This is a genomic window from Cryptosporangium aurantiacum, assembly GCF_900143005.1.
In the GTDB taxonomy this organism is placed as follows: Bacteria; Actinomycetota; Actinomycetes; order Mycobacteriales; family Cryptosporangiaceae; genus Cryptosporangium; species Cryptosporangium aurantiacum.
Genome location: NZ_FRCS01000004.1, coordinates 283,800 through 300,652, shown reverse-complemented (window position 1 = coordinate 300,652; position 16,853 = coordinate 283,800). Strand labels below are relative to the sequence as shown.

General features: G+C 71.4%; 17 protein-coding genes and 1 pseudogene. 12 read left to right on the top strand and 6 right to left on the bottom strand.

What is annotated here, in order from left to right; all coding sequences use genetic code 11:
- Nucleotides 1-2: 2 nt before the first annotated feature.
- Both BUB75_RS15755 and BUB75_RS15750 read right to left on the bottom strand, forming a co-directional pair.
- Nucleotides 3-671 (bottom strand): response regulator transcription factor, encoded by a 669-nt coding sequence (locus BUB75_RS15755; protein ID WP_073257802.1) that lies wholly within the window; start codon nt 669-671, stop codon nt 3-5.
- Nucleotides 668-1,858: a sensor histidine kinase gene (locus tag BUB75_RS15750; RefSeq protein ID WP_073257800.1), complete on the bottom strand. Its 1,191-nt coding sequence runs from the start codon at nt 1,856-1,858 to the stop codon at nt 668-670. Before BUB75_RS15750 ends, BUB75_RS15755 begins: the two co-directional genes overlap by 4 nt.
- A 134-nt stretch (nt 1,859-1,992) precedes the next feature.
- On the opposite strand from BUB75_RS15750, the gene BUB75_RS15745 reads away from it, so the two are divergent.
- Together BUB75_RS15745 and BUB75_RS15740 are read left to right on the top strand one after the other, a co-directional pair.
- Nucleotides 1,993-2,697, top strand: coding sequence for an ABC transporter ATP-binding protein (locus BUB75_RS15745; RefSeq protein ID WP_073257798.1), 705 nt, complete (start codon nt 1,993-1,995; stop codon nt 2,695-2,697).
- Nucleotides 2,697-3,431 carry an ABC transporter permease gene (locus tag BUB75_RS15740; RefSeq protein ID WP_073257796.1) on the top strand — a complete coding sequence of 245 codons (735 nt, stop codon included), beginning with the start codon at nt 2,697-2,699 and terminating at the stop codon, nt 3,429-3,431. The genes BUB75_RS15745 and BUB75_RS15740 overlap by 1 nt, the downstream gene beginning before the upstream one ends.
- Nucleotides 3,432-3,446: 15 nt before the next feature.
- Here BUB75_RS15740 and fes read toward each other — a convergent pair whose 3' ends face one another.
- Nucleotides 3,447-4,592 carry an enterochelin esterase gene (gene fes, locus BUB75_RS15735; RefSeq protein ID WP_218617541.1) on the bottom strand — a complete coding sequence of 382 codons (1,146 nt, stop codon included), beginning with the start codon at nt 4,590-4,592 and terminating at the stop codon, nt 3,447-3,449.
- A 140-nt stretch (nt 4,593-4,732) separates the two neighbouring features.
- On the opposite strand from fes, the gene BUB75_RS15730 reads away from it, so the two are divergent.
- The 8 genes from BUB75_RS15730 (at nt 4,733) to BUB75_RS15695 (ending at nt 13,301) form a co-directional block, all read left to right on the top strand.
- Nucleotides 4,733-6,175 carry an MFS transporter gene (locus tag BUB75_RS15730; protein ID WP_073257794.1) on the top strand — a complete coding sequence of 481 codons (1,443 nt, stop codon included), beginning with the start codon at nt 4,733-4,735 and terminating at the stop codon, nt 6,173-6,175.
- 241 nt (nt 6,176-6,416) lie between these two features.
- Nucleotides 6,417-7,796: a trigger factor gene (tig, locus tag BUB75_RS15725; protein WP_073257792.1), complete on the top strand. Its 1,380-nt coding sequence runs from the start codon at nt 6,417-6,419 to the stop codon at nt 7,794-7,796.
- A gap of 185 nt (nt 7,797-7,981) precedes the next feature.
- Entirely contained in the window at nt 7,982-8,611 is a 630-nt protein-coding gene (locus BUB75_RS15720; RefSeq protein WP_073258443.1) for an ATP-dependent Clp protease proteolytic subunit, read from the top strand.
- Nucleotides 8,612-8,668: 57 nt separating this feature from the next.
- Nucleotides 8,669-9,334, top strand: a complete 666-nt coding sequence (locus BUB75_RS15715) for an ATP-dependent Clp protease proteolytic subunit (protein WP_073257790.1) — start codon at nt 8,669-8,671, stop codon at nt 9,332-9,334.
- 186 nt (nt 9,335-9,520) lie between these two features.
- Entirely contained in the window at nt 9,521-10,804 is a 1,284-nt protein-coding gene (clpX, locus tag BUB75_RS15710; RefSeq protein WP_073257788.1) for an ATP-dependent Clp protease ATP-binding subunit ClpX, read from the top strand.
- Nucleotides 10,805-10,910: 106 nt separating this feature from the next.
- Complete coding sequence (locus tag BUB75_RS15705) at nt 10,911-11,432, top strand: SigE family RNA polymerase sigma factor (RefSeq protein WP_073257785.1); 522 nt, start codon at nt 10,911-10,913, stop codon at nt 11,430-11,432.
- Nucleotides 11,419-12,261, top strand: a complete 843-nt coding sequence (locus BUB75_RS15700) for a hypothetical protein (RefSeq protein ID WP_073257783.1) — start codon at nt 11,419-11,421, stop codon at nt 12,259-12,261. Before BUB75_RS15705 ends, BUB75_RS15700 begins: the two co-directional genes overlap by 14 nt.
- Before the next feature lie 56 nt (nt 12,262-12,317).
- The gene (locus BUB75_RS15695) at nt 12,318-13,301 is read left to right on the top strand and encodes a YndJ family transporter (protein WP_073257782.1); all 984 of its coding nucleotides are present in this window, start codon (nt 12,318-12,320) and stop codon (nt 13,299-13,301) included.
- Here BUB75_RS15695 and BUB75_RS15690 read toward each other — a convergent pair.
- A complete protein-coding gene (locus BUB75_RS15690) occupies nt 13,255-13,866 on the bottom strand; it encodes a helix-turn-helix domain-containing protein (protein ID WP_073257780.1) in 612 nt (203 codons plus the stop codon). The genes BUB75_RS15695 and BUB75_RS15690 overlap by 47 nt on opposite strands.
- Nucleotides 13,867-13,945: 79 nt before the next feature.
- Between BUB75_RS15690 and BUB75_RS45185 the strand changes: the two genes are divergently transcribed.
- Together BUB75_RS45185 and BUB75_RS15680 are read left to right on the top strand one after the other, a co-directional pair.
- Nucleotides 13,946-14,785, top strand: a complete 840-nt coding sequence (locus tag BUB75_RS45185; protein WP_073257779.1) for an EamA family transporter — start codon at nt 13,946-13,948, stop codon at nt 14,783-14,785.
- A 9-nt stretch (nt 14,786-14,794) separates the two neighbouring features.
- Nucleotides 14,795-15,586 (top strand): annotated as a pseudogene (locus tag BUB75_RS15680) (carbon-nitrogen hydrolase family protein); the annotation flags it as partial.
- 26 nt (nt 15,587-15,612) lie between these two features.
- On the opposite strand, the gene BUB75_RS47130 reads toward BUB75_RS15680, so the two are convergent.
- Nucleotides 15,613-16,482 (bottom strand): GNAT family N-acetyltransferase, encoded by an 870-nt coding sequence (locus BUB75_RS47130; RefSeq protein WP_073257777.1) that lies wholly within the window; start codon nt 16,480-16,482, stop codon nt 15,613-15,615.
- Between the two features lie 48 nt (nt 16,483-16,530).
- Complete coding sequence (locus tag BUB75_RS15670; RefSeq protein ID WP_073257776.1) at nt 16,531-16,755, bottom strand: hypothetical protein; 225 nt, start codon at nt 16,753-16,755, stop codon at nt 16,531-16,533.
- Between the last annotated feature and the right edge of the window lie 98 nt (nt 16,756-16,853).

The window sequence follows — 16,853 nt, the reverse complement described above, 5'->3', positions numbered from 1 at the left end:
CGTCAGCAGCCGGGCCGAACGAGGCCGCTCTCGTACGCGAGGATCACCAACTGAGCCCGGTCATGAGCTCCGAGCTTCGCCATCGCCCGGTTGACGTGGGTCTTGACCGTGTGCGGGCTGACGACGAGGTGGTCGGCGATGTCGTCGTTGGACAATCCGGTCGCCACCAGCGTGAGCACCTCCCGCTCGCGGTCGGTGAGCGTGGCCAGGCGCCCGTCCGTGCACGCGGCGGGCTGATCGGGCTGGCGGAGAAACCGGGCGATCAGCGCCTGCGTGGCCGCGGGGGAGAGCAGGGCGTCGCCGCGGTGGACCGTGCGGATCGCGTCGAGCAACTCGTCCACGTCGGCGTTCTTGCCGAGGAAACCACCGGCGCCGGAGCGGAGCGCTTCGAACACGTACTCGTCCACCTCGAACGTGGTCAGTATCAGCACCCGCACCCCGGCCAGGGTTTCGTCGGCGGTGATCAGCCGGGTCGCGGTGAGACCGTCGAGGTCGGGCATGCGGATGTCCATGACGACGACGTCGGCGCCGGTCGATCGGGCGAGGTCGACGGCCTCCCGGCCGGTGGCGGCCTCGCCGACCACCGTGAGGTCGGGCGCCGAACCGACGAACAGCGCGAACGCGCCCCGCACGAGCGGCTGGTCGTCGGCGAGGACGACCCGAATCGTCATCGAGTCCCGGCCAGGCGTGCGGTGGTGAGGGGTAGGACGGCGCTGACCCGGAACCCGCCGTCGGGCCGTGGCCCGGTGCGAAGGCTGCCGCCCAGCACCCGGATGCGTTCGTCCAGGCCGGTGAGGCCGTGTCCGCCGGGTGGCGCGGGCTCCGGCCGCACGGCCGGTTCGGTGTTCTCGACGACGATCCGCACCGCGTCCGGGTGGTAGCTCACTTTCAGGTGGACGCTCGTCGCGCCCGCATGTTTGCGAACGTTGACCAGCGCTTCCTGGACGACGCGATAGGCGACGGCGTCGGCGGCGGCGGGTAACGGCCGCGCCAGCCCGTCGACGTGCTCGGTGATGTCCAGCCCGGCGCGGCGGAACGTGCCGAGCAGATCAGCGAGACGAGCCAGGGCGGCGTCCGGGTCGACGGGTGCGGCCGGCTCGTCGGGGCGGCGCAACAGCCCGATCGTGTCACCGAGTTCGCTCAGCGCGGTCTTGCTGGCCGACCGGATGTGGGCGAGCGCGTCGGCGGCCTGCGGCGGCGGATCGGGCAGGACGTGCGCCGCGAGCCCGGCCTGCACGTAGATCAACGTGAGCTGGTGACCGAGCCGATCGTGCAGATCCCGGGCGATGCGGAGGCGCTCCTCGGTGACCCGTCGTGCGGCCTCCGCGTCACGTCCGGCTTCCGCGTCGAGCGCGCGGGCCTCGACCTCGGCGAGGTACGCCCGGCGCGTGCGGGCGGCATGCCCGGCCGCGATGGCCAGGCCGCCGAGGGCGGCCAGCGCGACGTTGTCCGCGCCGATCCAGGACGCCGGTTTGACGACGATGTGCAGCGCGCCGAACAGCAGCACGACGCTGACGCCGATGACGACCGCGCGCCGCCGGGTCGTGAGTTCGGCGACCGTGTACAGCGCGATCAGCGGCGCCGCGAGCACCAGCGATCCCTGCAGCCCGCCGAAGTGCACCAGGTACACCTCCGCGGCCACCGCGCTCACCAGCAGAACGGTGACCGGCGCGCGACGCCGTCCGGCCAGTGCGCCGCTGGCCACCGCGACCGTGAGCAGCGCCACCGCGTCGATCGGCTGACCACCGGGCGCGGCGAACGTCGTCACCAGCGTCACCGCGAACACCACGCCGGCCACAGCGACGTCCGCATGGGGGTGATCGCGCACCGATGCGCGCACGTGGCCGAGCAGACCCATGAAGCCACCGTAGGTGGCTCAGGAGGCCCGGGTCATCGCCTGACCGGAGTAGCCGGGCTACCGCGGTGGCGGTAGCCGGGAAATCCCGCAGCCGGGCGACGCCCGCGCGCGCCCTCGGCGCCCATCGTGGGCTGATGACCGAGATCGTTGTACGACAGCTGGGGAAGAACTACGGCCGGGTGGCCGCGGTTCGCGACCTCTCGTTCGACGTGCCGTCCGGGCAGATCACCGCGTTTCTCGGGCCGAACGGCGCAGGCAAGACCACGACGTTGCGGATGCTGCTCGGACTGGTCCGTCCGACGACCGGCGAGGCGCTTCTCGACGGTCAGCGGTACGAGCAGCTGGCGGCGCCGCAGCGCACGGTCGGCGCGGTGCTCGAGGCGACCGGCTTCCACCCCGGACGGCGGGCCCGTGAGCACCTGCGCATCGCCGCGCGCCTCGCGGGTGTCGGCGCCGGGCGGATCGACGTCGTGCTGGAGGAGGTCGGACTGACCGACGCCGCCGGCCGACGGGTCGGTGGTTACTCCCTCGGCATGCGCCAGCGGCTCGGCCTGGCCACCTCCCTACTCGGCGACCCGGCGGTGCTGGTGCTCGACGAACCGGCCAACGGCCTCGACCCGGCCGGGATGGCCTGGCTGCGGGCGCTGCTCCGGGCGCTGGCCGACGACGGACGCACGGTGCTGATCTCGAGCCACGTGCTCTCGGAGGTCGCCCAGACCGTCGATCACGTCGTCGTCGTACACGAGGGCGCGCTCCGCTTCGACGGTTCCCTGCCCGAGCTCGCCGAGGGTGACGGCGGCCTGGAAGCCGCGTTCCTTCGCCTGACCGGAGCACGCTGATGCCGGCCGCCGAATGGCTCAAGCTCCGCACGGTCCGCAGCACCTGGCTGCTGCTCGCCGCCGCGCAGGCGATCGTCCTCGTCGGCGCCGCCGGGCGGTTCAGCAACCAGGACGGCTCCGGCCGGTCAGCGGCCGAGATCGAGGTCGGCGCCGCCGCCCACCTCGGGCTCACCGCACTGTTCACGCTGGTGCTCGGCATTCTGGCGGTCGCGGGCGAGTATCGGCACCGGACGATCACCGACACCTACCTCGCGGTGCCCCGGCGCGCGCGGGTGTTCGTCGCCAAGCTCGTCGTCCACGTGGTCGCCGGTCTCGGGTTCGGGCTCGTCGGCGCGGCCACCGCGCTGCTGACGATCCTGGCGTGGCGCACCGCCGACGGCACCGGTGCCGACTGGTCGAACGCCGAACTCTGGCGCACGCTCGCCGGCGGCGTCGTCTGGAACGCTGCCTTCGCCGCGATCGGCGTCGGGCTCGGTGCGCTGATCCGCAACCTGGCCGCCGCGGTCGCGGCCGCACTCGCCTGGATAGCGCTCGCCGAAGGTGTGGTCGGCCAGCTCCTCGGCAGTGATCTCGGCCGGTGGTTACCGTTCGCCGCAGGCACCGCCGTGGGGCGGATCCCGGCCGCGGTCCGCGACGGGCTCCCGCAGTGGGGCGCCGCGCTCGTCCTCGTCGGCTGGGCCGTGCTGTTCGCCGCGATCGGCCTGCGCGCGGGTGTCCGCCGCGACGTCACCTAGGCCGAGCAGCCTCGGTCAGGCGTCCCCCAGCAGGACGATCAGGCCGTCGGCGAGGCCGCCGCGCCAGCACGCGAGGTCGTGACCGCCGTCGTATTCGCGGTGGGTCACGTCGTACCCCTTCGCGAGCAGCACGTCGCGGAAGCGGCGTGCCTGCTCGATCAGGTCCCACTCGCGGCGGCCGACCTCCAGCCAGTAGCGCGTCGCGGTCCGCGGACGGCGGGCGTACTCGCCGGTCAGCCAGTTCTCCGGAACGTCCTCGGGCCGCCCGCCGGGGAACCACCACGACCCGGACTGCGCCAGCACCGCGCCGAACCGGTCGGCCGCGTACAACCCGCCGTAGGCAGCGGTCAGGCCGCCCATGCTCTGTCCGGCCAGGACGGTGCGGGCCGGATCGGCGGTGACCGGCCACCGCTCCGCGGCCCAGGGCAGCAGCTCGCCGGTGAGGAAACCGAGGAACTCCGGGGAACACGCCAGATCGTGCACCCGGGTCGAGCCCGAGTCCACGAACAGCGCGACGTGCGGCGGGATCCGGCCGGCGGCCACGAGCGCGTCCAGCGTCCCGCCGATGACACCGTCGCCGGCCCAGACGTCGCCGTCGAGCAGCACCACGACCGGCAGATCAACCCCGGCGTCCGCCCGCACCCACACGCGTCGGCCTCCGACCTGGTGCGACGTCAGCACCGGAACGCCCGCCAGCCACGGCTGGGGCGGAGCGTCCGGCAGCTCGACGACCGACGTGCCGTCCGGAAGCCCGACCGGGTTGCGCGGATCGGCGACCGCGTCCTCGCGCAACCGACGCCACGCGGTCTTGTCCGGCGGCACCGAGGGTGGCGCCACTCGCGAGGCGAGCGGACCGATCCGGTAGCTGCCGCGGTACGTGCCGGGCAACCGGTAGGTCAGGTGCCACAGGTCGGTGTCCTCGAGCCGCCGGAACCGACTCTGCCGCAGGTCGTGGTAGTCGGTCATCTTGTTCAGGTGCAGGACGACGTCGGCCGCTTCGGCGTCGCGCCAGAGCCATGTCACCAGGTACTCCTCGCCGTCCGGTTCGACCAGCGGCGTCGTCTCGACGCTCGCCCAGAACGCCGTCACCGTGTCCGGGGTGACCACGGCGAGCCGAGGGCTCGACGCCAGCGGGAGCGCGTACGGGCGCGGGCGGTGCACCGGGGTCGGCGGAACGATCGGAAGCCTCCTCGGCCGCGAACTTAGGCGACTAATGCTTCCACAGTAGAAAAACGCCCATATCCGAATCCTTGACACCGTACGGTGGCGTGATCGAGTGCCAGGGAAGGGAGCTCCCCACCATGGTGACGTCCGCGCGAGCCGGCGAGACCGTTCTTCCCGTCGGGCGCGAGCCCTGGCCGCCCCGGTCGCGGCTGATCGTGTTCCTCCTGGCCCTCTTCATCATGCTGGCGTTCGGCGACAAGGCGATCCTCGGCCTCGTCGGCACGCCGATGATGGAGGATCTCGGCCTCACGAACGCCCAGTTCGGGCTGATCGGGAGCAGTTTCTCGCTCCTGTTCTGCTTCACCGCGATCGCCGTCGGACTGCTGGGCAACCGGATCTCACCGCGCTGGCTCCTGGCGGGGCTGGCGCTGGTCTGGTCGGTCGCCCAGCTCCCGGTGCTGCTGCCGGTGGTCGGTTTCGCCGGGCTGGTCGGCACCCGGATCCTGCTCGGCGCGGGCGAGGGCCCCGCGCTCCCGCTCGCCTCGCACACCGCGTTCACCTGGGTCCCGGTCCGCAGCCGCGCGCTCGCCGCGGCGCTGCTCGCGGTCGGCGGTGGCGCCGGCATCATCGTCGGCGCCCCGCTGCTCATGCTCGCGATCCAGGCCTGGGGGTGGCGGGCTCCCTTCGGGATCCTCGGCGCGCTCGGGCTGGTCTGGGCGGTCGCGTGGCTCGCCCTCGGTGGCGCCGGACCACATTTTTACGCCGCTCCCGGCACCACCGCAGGCAACGCTCTTCCGACCGGCTCACGCCGCACACCCGGAAAGGCCGCCGGCGACGCACCCGACCCCGCTTCGGGCGCGCTCCCGCCCGAAACGGCACCACCAGCGGGCGAAACCCCGGGCCGAACCCAGGGTGAACCCGCGGCCACGCTGCCGGAGCGCCTCCCCTACCGCCGCGTCTTCGCCCAGGGCACCTGGTGGGGCGCGGTCCTGGCCGGCTTCACGGTCTCCTGGATGCTCGGCCTCGCGCTCACCTGGCTGCCGACCTACCTCGAGGAGCAGGCCGGTTACTCGCCGCAGACGGTGAGCCTGCTGGTCGGCCTGCCGAGCATCGGCTCGATCGTCTCGATCCTCACCGCCGGCCTGGTCACCGACCGGCTGCTGCGCCGCGGCGCGAGCCGTCACGTCGCGTACGGGGTGGTGCCCGCGGTCGCGCTGGTCGCCGGCGGGATCGCGCTGTTCGCGATGAGCCGGGTCGGTGCGGGTTGGCCGCTGCTGGCCGCGATGGCGATCGGGTTCTCGGCCGGGCCCGCGCTCACCCCGCTGGCGAACGCGGCGATGGCCGAGATCTCACCGCCCGCGCAGCGCGCCGCCGTCCTCGCCACCGCGCACGCGTTCGTGACCACCGGCAGCGTGGCGTCGCCGTTCGTCAGCGGGCTGATCGTCGACCTCGCGTCCAGCGAGAGCGTCGGCTTCACCGCCGCACTCGACCTGGCAGCCGTGCTGCTGCTCGTCGGCGCGGCGCTGGCCGCGACCGCGATCCGGCCCGACCGCCACGCGGCCCGCCTCGCGTCGGGCTGAGCCTCATCGGGGGTTGGCGGGCGCGTGAACCGGGGTAGGAGTCTGGGGTGCGGCCGTCATTACGCGGTCGCATAGACTGCGTAGAGTCAATCCTGCGGTATGCCCGCGTGCGCGTCTACCTGGTGGTGCCCCGTGTCGATCGTCGGCGATCTTCTGCTGCCACGATCCCGGGCGGTTCCGCCTCGGCGAACCCACAGAGATTGAACACTTAACTACACCTGCAGCGTTGAGGAGCACACACGTGAAGAGCACCGTCGAGACCCTGAGCCCGACGAGGGTGCGGCTCGCCGTCGAGGTGCCCTTCGAGGAGCTGAAGCCCAACCTCGACGAGGCTTACCGTTCGATCGCGAACCAGATCTCGATTCCGGGCTTCCGGAAGGGCAAGGTTCCGCCGCGCCTGATCGACCAGCGCATCGGCCGGGCGGCTGTGCTCGAGGAGACTCTCAACAACGCGATTCCGACGCACTACTCCTCCGCGGTGCGCGAGCACGACGTCAAGGTGATCGGCCGCCCCGAGGTCGAGGTCACCGAGCTCGCCGACGGTGAGAAGGTCGCGTTCACCGCCGAGGTCGACGTCCGGCCCGAGCTGACGCTGCCCGAGTTCTCGACGCTCGAGGTCACGGTCGACGAGGCCGCGGTCAACGACGAGGACGTCGACAACCAGGTCGACAGCCTCCGCCAGCGCTTCTCGACGCTCAAGGGTGTCGAGCGCGAGGTCCGCACCGGCGACTTCGTGCAGCTCGACCTGCACGCGACGATCGACGGCGAGGACATCGAGGGCGGCAGCGCCGAGAACGTCTCGTACGAGGTCGGCAGCGGCCAGCTGCTCGAGGGCACCGACGCCGCGATCGAGGGTCACAAGGCCGGCGACGAGGTCGCGTTCACCACCACCCTGGCCGGCGGCGAGCACGCCGGCAAGGACGCGGACGTCAAGGTCACGATCCGCACGGTCAAGGAGAAGGAGCTCCCGGAGCTGGACGACGAGTTCGCCCAGACCGCCTCGGAGTTCGACACCCTCGAGGAGCTCCGCGACGACGTCCGCACCCGCCTCGGCCGGGTGAAGAAGCTGGAGCAGGCCGTCGCTGCCCGTGACAAGACGCTCGAGGCGCTGCTCGAGGCCGTCGAGGTCCCGATGCCGGAGAAGGTGCTCGCCGACGAGATCGAGTACCGCCGCCACCAGCTCGGCCACGCGCTGGAGAACGCCGGCGTGACGCTCGAGCAGTACCTGGAGAACGAGGGCCAGACCCAGGAGGAGTTCGACGAGCAGCTGGAGAAGGACTGCGCGCAGGCCGTCCGCTCCCAGCTCGTCCTGGACGCGGTCGCCGACGCCGAGGAGGTCGGCATCGACGACGGCGAGCTGACCAGCGAGGTGGTTCGCCGGGCACAGCAGTCCGGGGTCAACCCGCAGCAGTTCGCCGACCAGCTCGTGCAGAACGGCGAGCTGCCGATCGTCGTCGCCGACCTTCGTCGTGGGAAGGCTCTCGGTCTGGTCACCGACGCCGCGAAGATCTCCGACGCGGCAGGCAACCCGGTCGACCTGAAGGCCCTGCAGGACGAGATCAACCCGCCGCAGGCGGCCGTGGCGACCGAAGACGCGGACGCCGCTGCGGCGCAGGCCTGAACCTAGCGGTCGGCCGGTCGTGCGCTCAGAGCGAACAGCCCCCCGAGGCCCCGTCAGGGGCCCCGGGGCCGCGTTAGTGTCGGGCGTACGGCCTCGGACGCGTCCGTAGTAACCCAGTCGGCCAGTAGCTCGAAAGCCCCACTGGATCGAAAGACTCAGTGCTCGAAAAGTCGAAGGCAGGCATCGTGACCCAGTTGCACACACCGGCAGGACCCGTCGGCCGCGCGCCGAGCGGCAGCGGGATGGGGTTCGATGACTCGGTATTCAACCGGCTCCTCAAGGAGCGCATCATCTTCCTCGGCCAGCAGTTCGACGACGAGATGGCCAACCGCATCTGCGCCCAGCTGCTGCTTCTCTCGGCGGAAGACCCCACGCGCGACATCGCGCTCTACGTGAACTCGCCGGGCGGCAGCGTCTCGTCCGGCATGGCGATCTACGACACCATGCAGTTCATCCCGAACGACGTGGCGACGTACGGGCTGGGCCTGGCCGCGTCGATGGGCCAGTTCATCCTGTGCGCCGGCTCCCGCGGCAAGCGGTACGCGCTCCCGCACACCCGGGTGATGATGCACCAGCCGTCCGGCGGCATCGGTGGTTCGGCCAGCGACATCGCGATCCAGGCCGAGCAGATGCTGTACACGAAGAAGCTGATGCAGGAGCGGATCGCGTTCCACACCGGTCAGACCGTCGAGCAGATCGAGGCGGACTCCGACCGTGACCGGTGGTTCACCGCCGACGAGGCCAAGGAATACGGCCTCATCGACGCGGTGCTCCCGACGACTTCCGACGTGGCGGCGACCACCGGCTCCCGCTGAGCGGGTCCACACCGACCGCCCGTTCCACGCGCCTTTCACGTCCGGAGGAATCTGACGATGAGTAGTTCCAACTTCCCGGGTTCCGGGTTGTACGACCGCGATACCGCCCCGCAGGGCCGCTACGTCCTGCCGTCGTTCGTCGAGCGCACGTCGTACGGGATCAAGGAGATGAACCCGTACAACAAGCTGTTCGAGGAGCGGATCATCTTCCTCGGTGTGCAGATCGACGACGCCAGCGCGAACGACGTCATGGCGCAGCTGCTCTGCCTCGAGTCGATGGACCCCGACCGGGACATCTGGATCTACATCAACTCGCCGGGTGGCTCGTTCACGGCGCTGACCGCGATCTACGACACGATGCGGTTCGTGCGCTGCGACATCCAGACGGTGTGCATGGGTCAGGCGGCCTCCGCCGCTGCCGTCCTGCTCGCCGCCGGGACGCCGGGCAAGCGCCTCGCGCTGCCGAACGCCCGGGTGCTGATCCACCAGCCCTACAGCGAGGGCGGCGGCCAGGGCTCGGACATCGAGATCCAAGCGCGTGAGATCTTGCGCATGCGTACGCAGCTGGAAGAAATGCTTTCCTCGCACTCCGGCCAGCCGATCGAGAAGGTCCGCAAGGACATCGAGCGGGACAAGATTTTGACGGCGGCGGAGGCCAAGGAGTACGGCCTCATCGACCAGGTGCTCGAGAGCCGCAAGAAGATTCCGGTCGCGGCGGGTTGAGTGACGAAGTGAGTTCTTTTCGACCGACTCTTGCCGAGACCGCTCGGCCTCTGAGCCGGCCGGAGGTTGAAAAGAGCTCATCAAGGCGACGCGCCCTCGCGACCAGGGGTCAGCGAGGGCGCGGAGCATGTACCGTCGAGGAGTCAGTCGGCCGGCGGTCCGGCGAGGACAGGGAGATGGTCGTTCGTGGCACGGATCGGTGACGGCGGAGACCTGCTGAAGTGCTCTTTCTGTGGAAAGTCGCAGAAGCAGGTGAAGAAGCTCATCGCGGGCCCAGGTGTGTACATCTGTGATGAGTGCATCGACCTGTGCAACGAGATCATCGAGGAGGAGCTCTCCGAGTCCTCCGAGCTGAAGTGGGACGAGCTCCCCAAGCCGATCGAGATCTGCGAGTTCCTCGACCAGTACGTAGTCGGCCAGGACTCGGCCAAGAAGGCGCTGGCGGTAGCGGTCTACAACCACTACAAGCGCATCCAGGCCGAGAACTCCGGTCACCGGAACTCCGGGCCCGAGCCGGTCGAGCTGGCGAAGTCGAACATCCTGCTGATCGGCCCCACCGGGTGCGGCAAGACGCACCTCGCCCAGACCCTGGCCAAGCTGCTCAACGTTCCGTTCGCGATCGCGGACGCGACGGCGCTGACCGAGGCCGGGTACGTCGGCGAGGACGTCGAGAACATCCTGCTGAAGCTCATCCAGGCCGCCGACTACGACGTCAAGCGCGCCGAGACCGGCATCATCTACATCGACGAGGTCGACAAGATCGCCCGCAAGAGCGAGAACCCGTCGATCACGCGTGATGTCTCCGGCGAGGGCGTCCAGCAGGCGCTGCTGAAGATCCTGGAGGGCACCACCGCAAGCGTCCCGCCGCAGGGCGGCCGCAAGCACCCCCACCAGGAGTTCATCCAGATCGACACCACGAACGTGCTGTTCATCGTGGGTGGGGCGTTCGCCGGGCTGGAGAAGATCATCGAGAACCGGGTCGGCAAGAACGGCCTCGGTTTCGCGGCGAACATCATCTCCGCGTCCGAGCGGACGACCGACGACGTGTTCGCCGACGTCATGCCGGAGGACCTGCTGAAGTTCGGGATGATCCCGGAGTTCGTCGGCCGTCTCCCGGTCATCACGACGGTGCGCAACCTCGACCGGCGCGCGCTCATGCAGATCCTCACCGAGCCGCGGAACGCGCTGGTCAAGCAGTACCAGCGGCTGTTCGAGCTGGACGGCGTCGAGCTGGACTTCACCAGGGACGCGCTCGAGTCGATCGCCGACCAGGCGATCCTGCGGGGCACCGGTGCCCGCGGCCTCCGCGCGATCATGGAGGAGGTGCTGATGTCGGTGATGTACGAGATCCCGTCCCGGCCCGACGTCGCTCGCGTGGTGATCAGCCGCGAGGTGGTGCTGGAGAAGGTCCTGCCGACGATCGTCCCCCGCGACGTTCCGAAGCGGGAGCGCCGCGAGAAGAGCGCATAACGCAGTCGTTCAAAACGGCCTCCGCCCTCGTGGGCGGAGGCCGTTTTGGTTTGCTGCAACCCGGCGCGGTGGCCGCGCGTGTACCTCCCGACGGGGAGGAGGCACGGTGGCCGAGAACGGGCGGGACTTCGGGCGGTTCTACGGCGAGCACTTCGCCGGCCTGTGCAAGCAGCTCTACGCGTATCACGGCGACCGGGCGGAAGCGCAGGACCTGGTGCAGGAGGCGTTCGTCCGGGCCTGGATGCGCTGGGCCACGGTGTCCCGCTACCAGGATCCCGCCGCCTGGGTCCGGCAGGTGGCCTGGCGGCTGGCGGTCAGCCGTTGGCGGCGAACGCGCACGGCGCTGGCGTTCGCGCACCGGCAGCGCGAACAGCACGCTCCACCGCCCGACCCCGAGCACGTGACGCTCGTCGCCGCGCTGGCCACGCTCCCCGAGAACCAGCGCCGGGCCGTCGTTCTGCACCACCTGGCCGACCTGTCGGTCGCCGAGATCGCCGAGCAGGAGGGGGCTGCGGTGGGGACGGTGAAGTCCTGGCTGCACCGGGGCCGGGCAGCGCTGGCCGGCCAACTCGACGACACCAGCGCCGCGACGGTCCTCGACGGGAGGTACGACGATGGCCGAGCCTGACACCGACGACCGCGCGGCGGCGCTCTTCGCGCACCTCCGGGCGGACCAGGCGCCGTCGTTCGCCGGCCCCGGCCCGGACGCCGTGGCAGCGGCCGGACGTCGTCGCCGCCGTACCCGGTGGGTAGCGCTCGCGGCCGCCGCGGTGGTGGTCGGAGCAGCCGCCGGGGCCGCGATCACCGCGTTCGAAGAGCCGCAGACGCTGCGTCCGATCGAGCGGCCGGTGACGTCGGTTCCTCCGTCGGCCGCGACACCGTCGCCCGGCGGCTCCCCGTCGGCCTCGTCCTCGTCGTCCTCGCCGACTTCGTCGTCCTCGCCGTCACCATCGGGGACGCGTCCCTCGCCGGGGAAAGTCACCTCGCTGCGGGCGACCGACTGGAAGAACGCGATCCTCAGCTTGCCGACCTGGGCGTCGTGCGTCGAGCCGCGCCTGCGATTCTCCGGCGGGGAGGCCAGGGGAAACCACCCGGAGTACGGCGGCTTGATCTACCGGATGCTGCCGTACGGCCGGACCCCGGTGTACGCCGATCTGACCGGCGACAACATCGCCGAGGCGGTCGTGGTGGTCAGCTGCGCGGGCAGCGCCCCGATGAGCCGAGCCGGCAACGAGGACTTCCCGGCGGTCGTCGTCTACACCGAGAACGAGAAGGGCGGTCCGCGCCTCCTCGGAGTCGTGCCCGGGGAGAATCCGCAGACCACCGGGCCGGAGTACACGATCGTGGCGGGAGAGCACGGCACCGGCATGTTGATGGTGAATCAGAATCCGATCAACTCCGGCGACGCGGGCTGGGTGCCGTACCGGTGGACCGGGAGCACATTCGTTCGGAGTTGAGCGGTCGCTCAAATCCGGTCTAGACTTGAGCAGACGCTCAAGTCTGGAGGTCGGCGATGCGATGGGTCGTGGTCCCGGCGATCGCGCTGGGGATGCTCCTGGTGGTTCCGCTCGGGTTGTGGCTGCTCCACGCTCCGGGCGTGGGCGTACTTCGCCGAGTCTGGCCGTGGGCCGGGGTGATCGGGGTCGTCGCGCTGCTGCTCCCCACGGGGGTGGGAGCAGCAGCGGTCGCCGTTCCCTACGCGGCGGTGACGGTCGCGCTCGCGGGCGCCGCCGCAGCCCGCTTCGCGCGAGTGGCCGGTGCGCTGCGGCCGACCGCGGCGAGGGCGGGTGCGCTCCTGGGGGTGCCGCTCGGGGCGTCGGCCGCGGCGGGGGTGCCACTCGGGACGCCGGCTGCGGCGGGGGTTCCGCTCGGGGTGCCGGGCGCGTGGGGCCTGGCCGCGGTCACGCGGGAGGTCGCGGTGCTGACCGCGTTGGTCGCGCCCTCGATCGCCGGGCTCTCGCTGGTCGCCGAACGGGGCGGATGGGCGTTGCTGGGGTTCGGCCCGAAGATCCTGCTGCTCACCGTGGCGCACTTCCACTACGCGGGCTTCGCCGCTGCGCTGGTGGCGAGCCTGGTCTGCGGCTTGCCGAACAGCGGACGCGCAGCGGCGTTCGGTGCGCTGACCGTTCCGGCGGGCACCGCGCTGGTGCTCGCCGGGTTCTTCCTCGGTGACGTCGTCGAGCTGGCGGGTGCCGTGGTCCTCACGGCCGGGATGTGGGTGGTCGGCGGCCTGACCTGGCGCGCCAGGGCGGCGGCGCCGGACCGCGTCACCCGGGTCCTGCTCGCTACCTCGAGCGTCGTGCTGATCGTCACGATGCTGCTGGCGCTGGACTGGGCGCTCGGCGAGGCGTTCGGCGTCCCGAAGCTGAGCCTGACCTGGATGGCCGCGACCCACGGCGTCCTCAACGCGGTCGGGTTCGGCCTCTGCGGGGTGCTGGCCTGGAGGGGACTTAGCGTCGGTGAGCTCGCCGGTCGAACTCGCCGGGAGGCATCGTGACGACCATGTGGACGCGAGTCTGCTCGGCGCCGTCGTTGCGGTAGACGTGCGGGACGTCGCCCGGGTACAGCGCGGTCTGACCGGCGCCGACGCGGACCTCGACGGAACCGACCCGCAGCGTCAGGCTCCCGGTCAGCACGTGCGCCATCTCCCGGGTGCCGATCGCGTGGTCGTCGGAGACCTGCTCCTCGCCCGGCTCGAGCACCCACTCCCAGAACTCGACGAACTCCGGCTCGTCGATGCCGCCGAAGAGCGTGGCGCGTCCTCCGGCCGGGCCCTGCCAGAGCACGCTGTACTCCGCCGGGCCGTTGACCCGGATCTCCGGCGGACGCTGGTCCTCGACCAGCCGCGCGATCGTCACGCCGAACGCGTCCGCGATCCGGACCAGGGTTCCGATGCTCGGGTTCGTCCGCCCGGCCTCGATCTGCACGACCATGCCCTTGCTGACGCCCGACCGGCCGGCCAACTCGTCCAGAGACCAGTGCCGGGACGTGCGCAGGCTACGGACCCGCTCGCCGACCAGCGTGGCGATCGCGGGGCGCGCGTCATCGCGAGGTCCGGTCAATATATTGGCCCCTTCGGTCAGTCTAGTGATACAACGAGGGCATGAACGTCGTGCTGAACGCTACCGCCAGGAGCCCGCGTTGATCCCGGCACTGCTCGCTGCCGGGTCCGCACTGGTCTACGGCCTCGGCGACTACTGCGGTGGTACGGCGGGCAAGCGCGCACCGGTACTCGCGGTGACGCTGCTCGCCAAGCTCACCGCGTTGCCGCTGCTCCTCGTCCTCGCGGTGTTGCTGGGCGCGGAACGCGCGCCGGACGCGGCCGACCTCGGCTGGGCGATGCTCGCCGGGCTGGCCGGCGTCGGGGGAGTCGTGCTGTTCTACGAGGCGATGGCCGCCGGAGCGATGGCGGTCGTCGCGCCGGTCACCGCCGCTGCGGCCGCGGTGCTGCCGGTGATCGTCGGCATCGCGGTCGACGGCTCGCCGGGCCTGCTGCCGCTGCTCGGCATCGGGGCCGCGATCACCGCGATCACGCTGGTGAGCGCCGGCGGCGGACGGCTGGTGCTCTCTACCCGGCTGATCACGCTCGCGCTGGTCTCCGGGGTGGCGTTCGGGCTGTTCTTCATCCTGCTCGACCGGGCGTCGTCGGAGGCCGGTCAGTGGCCGCTGGTCGCGGCGCAGTTGGCGGCCCTGGTCGCGCTCGTCGTGGTCAGCGTGGCGCGCCGCCGTCCGTTCACGGTGGCGCGCAGCGCGGTCCCGTACGCGCTGGCGGCCGGTGCCTTCGACACGATCGCGAACGTCCTGTACGTGGTGGCGAACAACAGCGGGCAGCTCGCGCTCGTCGCCCCGCTGGCGTCGCTGTACCCGGCGAGCACGGTCGTGCTGGCGCTCGTCCTCGATCACGAGCGGGTACGCGGCTGGCAGCTGCTCGGCCTCGGTCTGGCCGGTACCGCACTGGCCCTGCTCGCCGCGACCGGATAGGAAAGAGCCATGCGGGTAGCGGTGTGCCAACTCAACACGCGGGACGATCGGGCGGCGAACCTCGCCGAAGCGCGGCGTCTGCTGGAACGAGCCGCGGCGGCGGGCGCCGATTTCGCGGTGCTCCCGGAGTTCGTCGACTACCTCGGACGTCGTCGCGGTGAACCGGAACCGGAGCCGGTCGACGGCGAGTTCGCCACGTTCTTCGCGGACGCCGCCCGGGACCTGAACCTCTGGGTGCTCGCCGGTTCGTTCCGGGAGCGCGCCGAGGACGGTGAGCGTGCCTACAACACCAGCCTGGTGTTCGACCGGTCCGGTGAGCGGGTGGCCGCCTACCGCAAGATCCACCTGTACGACGTGGAGATCCCCGGCCGCGTCTCGTACCACGAGTCGAAGACGATCGCGCCGGGCAGCGAGCTGGTCGTCGCCGACGTCGAGGGTGTCCCCGTGGGACTCTCGATCTGCTACGACCTGCGGTTCCCCGAGCTGTACCGCGCGCTGGCGGTGGCCGGTGCGCGGGTGCTGGTGGTCCCGGCGGCGTTCATGGCCCACACCGGCCGGGACCACTGGGAGGTCCTGCTGCGCGCCCGGGCGATCGAGAACCAGTGTTACGTCGTCGCCGCCGGCCAGATCGGTGACCACGAGCCGGACCGCACCTGCTTCGGCCGCAGCATGGTCATCGACCCCTGGGGCACGGTCGTCGCCCAGGCACCGGACGTTCCTGGCGTCGTCATCGCCGACCTCGACCTCGACCGGGTCGAGTCGGTGCGCGCCGAGTTGCCGAGCCTCGCCAACCGGCGCCTGCCCGATCAGGACGCCGTGCTGCGTAACTACAGCGCAAAGAGCCAGGTCTCGCCGGTCGCGACCGGACGGTAGCCGATCCGCTCGTAGACGCCGTTGCTGGTCGGGTTCGCCGCGTCGGTGAACAGCAGGACACCGCGGGCGCCGATGTCCAGCAGGTGCTGGCTGAGCTCGGCGGTCGCGGCCGCCGCGTACCCGCGCCGACGCTGCTCGGGGGGCGTGTAGACCATGCTGATCCGGTAGACGCCGGTGGCGGGCGGGCGGTTGACCAGCAGCGTCACCGGCTCGCCGCGAACCTCCCAGAGCCAGGCCAGGCGCGCGCTGAGCAGCTGGTCGACGGTGCGGACGGCGTCCTGCTCGGTGAACTCGGCCGGTTCGTCGCTCGGGGTGTCCCGCTCGAACCCGAGGACGGCGCGGATCAGCCAGGTGCGGTAGGTCCAATCCGCCTTGATCAGCCGGCCGGGGACGTCGGTGGGCGGCCGCAGCGCGTCGAGCACCAGGAGTTTTGTGGCCATGCCCGGCCGGATCACCGCGCCGGTCCGCGCGGCCCAGATCCGGGCCACCGCCGACGGGCCCGGCGACATCCCGGTGACGCCCGGCGGCGTGTCACCGGCCTCGATCAGCGCGTCGACGAGGGCGGTCGCGGCCGCGTCGTCGAGTTCGGGGACGAGGAGCAGGTGCGGGGGCGTCCAGGTCGCGACCCACTCGGGTGGCGCGCCTGCCCGCTCACGGAGCAGCGCCCAGACCGCGTCTGGCTCGGTGGGGAGTTCGCCGTCGGCTCTCTGGCTGACGACGGTCGCGAGGTGGTTGTGGCGTACCGGATCGCGGGTCAACCAGGCGGCGGCAGCGGGAACGAAGGCGGACAGGCCGATCGACCCGCGGAGCAGTTCACAACGCACCCTGGAATCCTGGTGCGCCGCGCGCTCGCGCGCACCGGGTTTCCGCGGTCAGGGCTGGACGACCGCGTTGCCCGGCGTGCGGTCGGCGGAGCCCGAGCAGCCCTCGGCCGCGACCCCGATCAGGACCACCGCGACGATTCCGCCGCCGACCGTGATCATCGCGCGGCGCATCGGCAGCGAGCCGGGACCCCGGAGGCGCACCGCCGCCGCGACGACCGCGACCAGTACGAGGAGGCCGATGAACGGTCCCCACATCGGGTCGACGAAGTCCACCGTCCCTACACCCCCCACCCGCCGCCCTGATGCGGAATTGGGTCGTCCCCTTCACCCTGCCACGCCGGACCCTCCGTGGCGAACGACCGCGCCGCCCG

What these genes read in the sequence shown, in the direction of transcription:
- BUB75_RS15755 (WP_073257802.1), bottom strand. Translation starts at nt 671, where the DNA reads ATGACGATTCGGGTCGTCCTCGCCGACGACCAGCCGCTCGTGCGGGGC.
- BUB75_RS15750 (WP_073257800.1), bottom strand. Translation starts at nt 1,858, where the DNA reads ATGGGTCTGCTCGGCCACGTGCGCGCATCGGTGCGCGATCACCCCCAT.
- BUB75_RS15745 (WP_073257798.1), top strand. Translation starts at nt 1,993, where the DNA reads ATGACCGAGATCGTTGTACGACAGCTGGGGAAGAACTACGGCCGGGTG.
- BUB75_RS15740 (WP_073257796.1), top strand. Translation starts at nt 2,697, where the DNA reads ATGCCGGCCGCCGAATGGCTCAAGCTCCGCACGGTCCGCAGCACCTGG.
- BUB75_RS15730 (WP_073257794.1), top strand. Translation starts at nt 4,733, where the DNA reads ATGGTGACGTCCGCGCGAGCCGGCGAGACCGTTCTTCCCGTCGGGCGC.
- BUB75_RS15715 (WP_073257790.1), top strand. Translation starts at nt 8,669, where the DNA reads ATGAGTAGTTCCAACTTCCCGGGTTCCGGGTTGTACGACCGCGATACC.
- BUB75_RS15700 (WP_073257783.1), top strand. Translation starts at nt 11,419, where the DNA reads ATGGCCGAGCCTGACACCGACGACCGCGCGGCGGCGCTCTTCGCGCAC.
- BUB75_RS15695 (WP_073257782.1), top strand. Translation starts at nt 12,318, where the DNA reads ATGCGATGGGTCGTGGTCCCGGCGATCGCGCTGGGGATGCTCCTGGTG.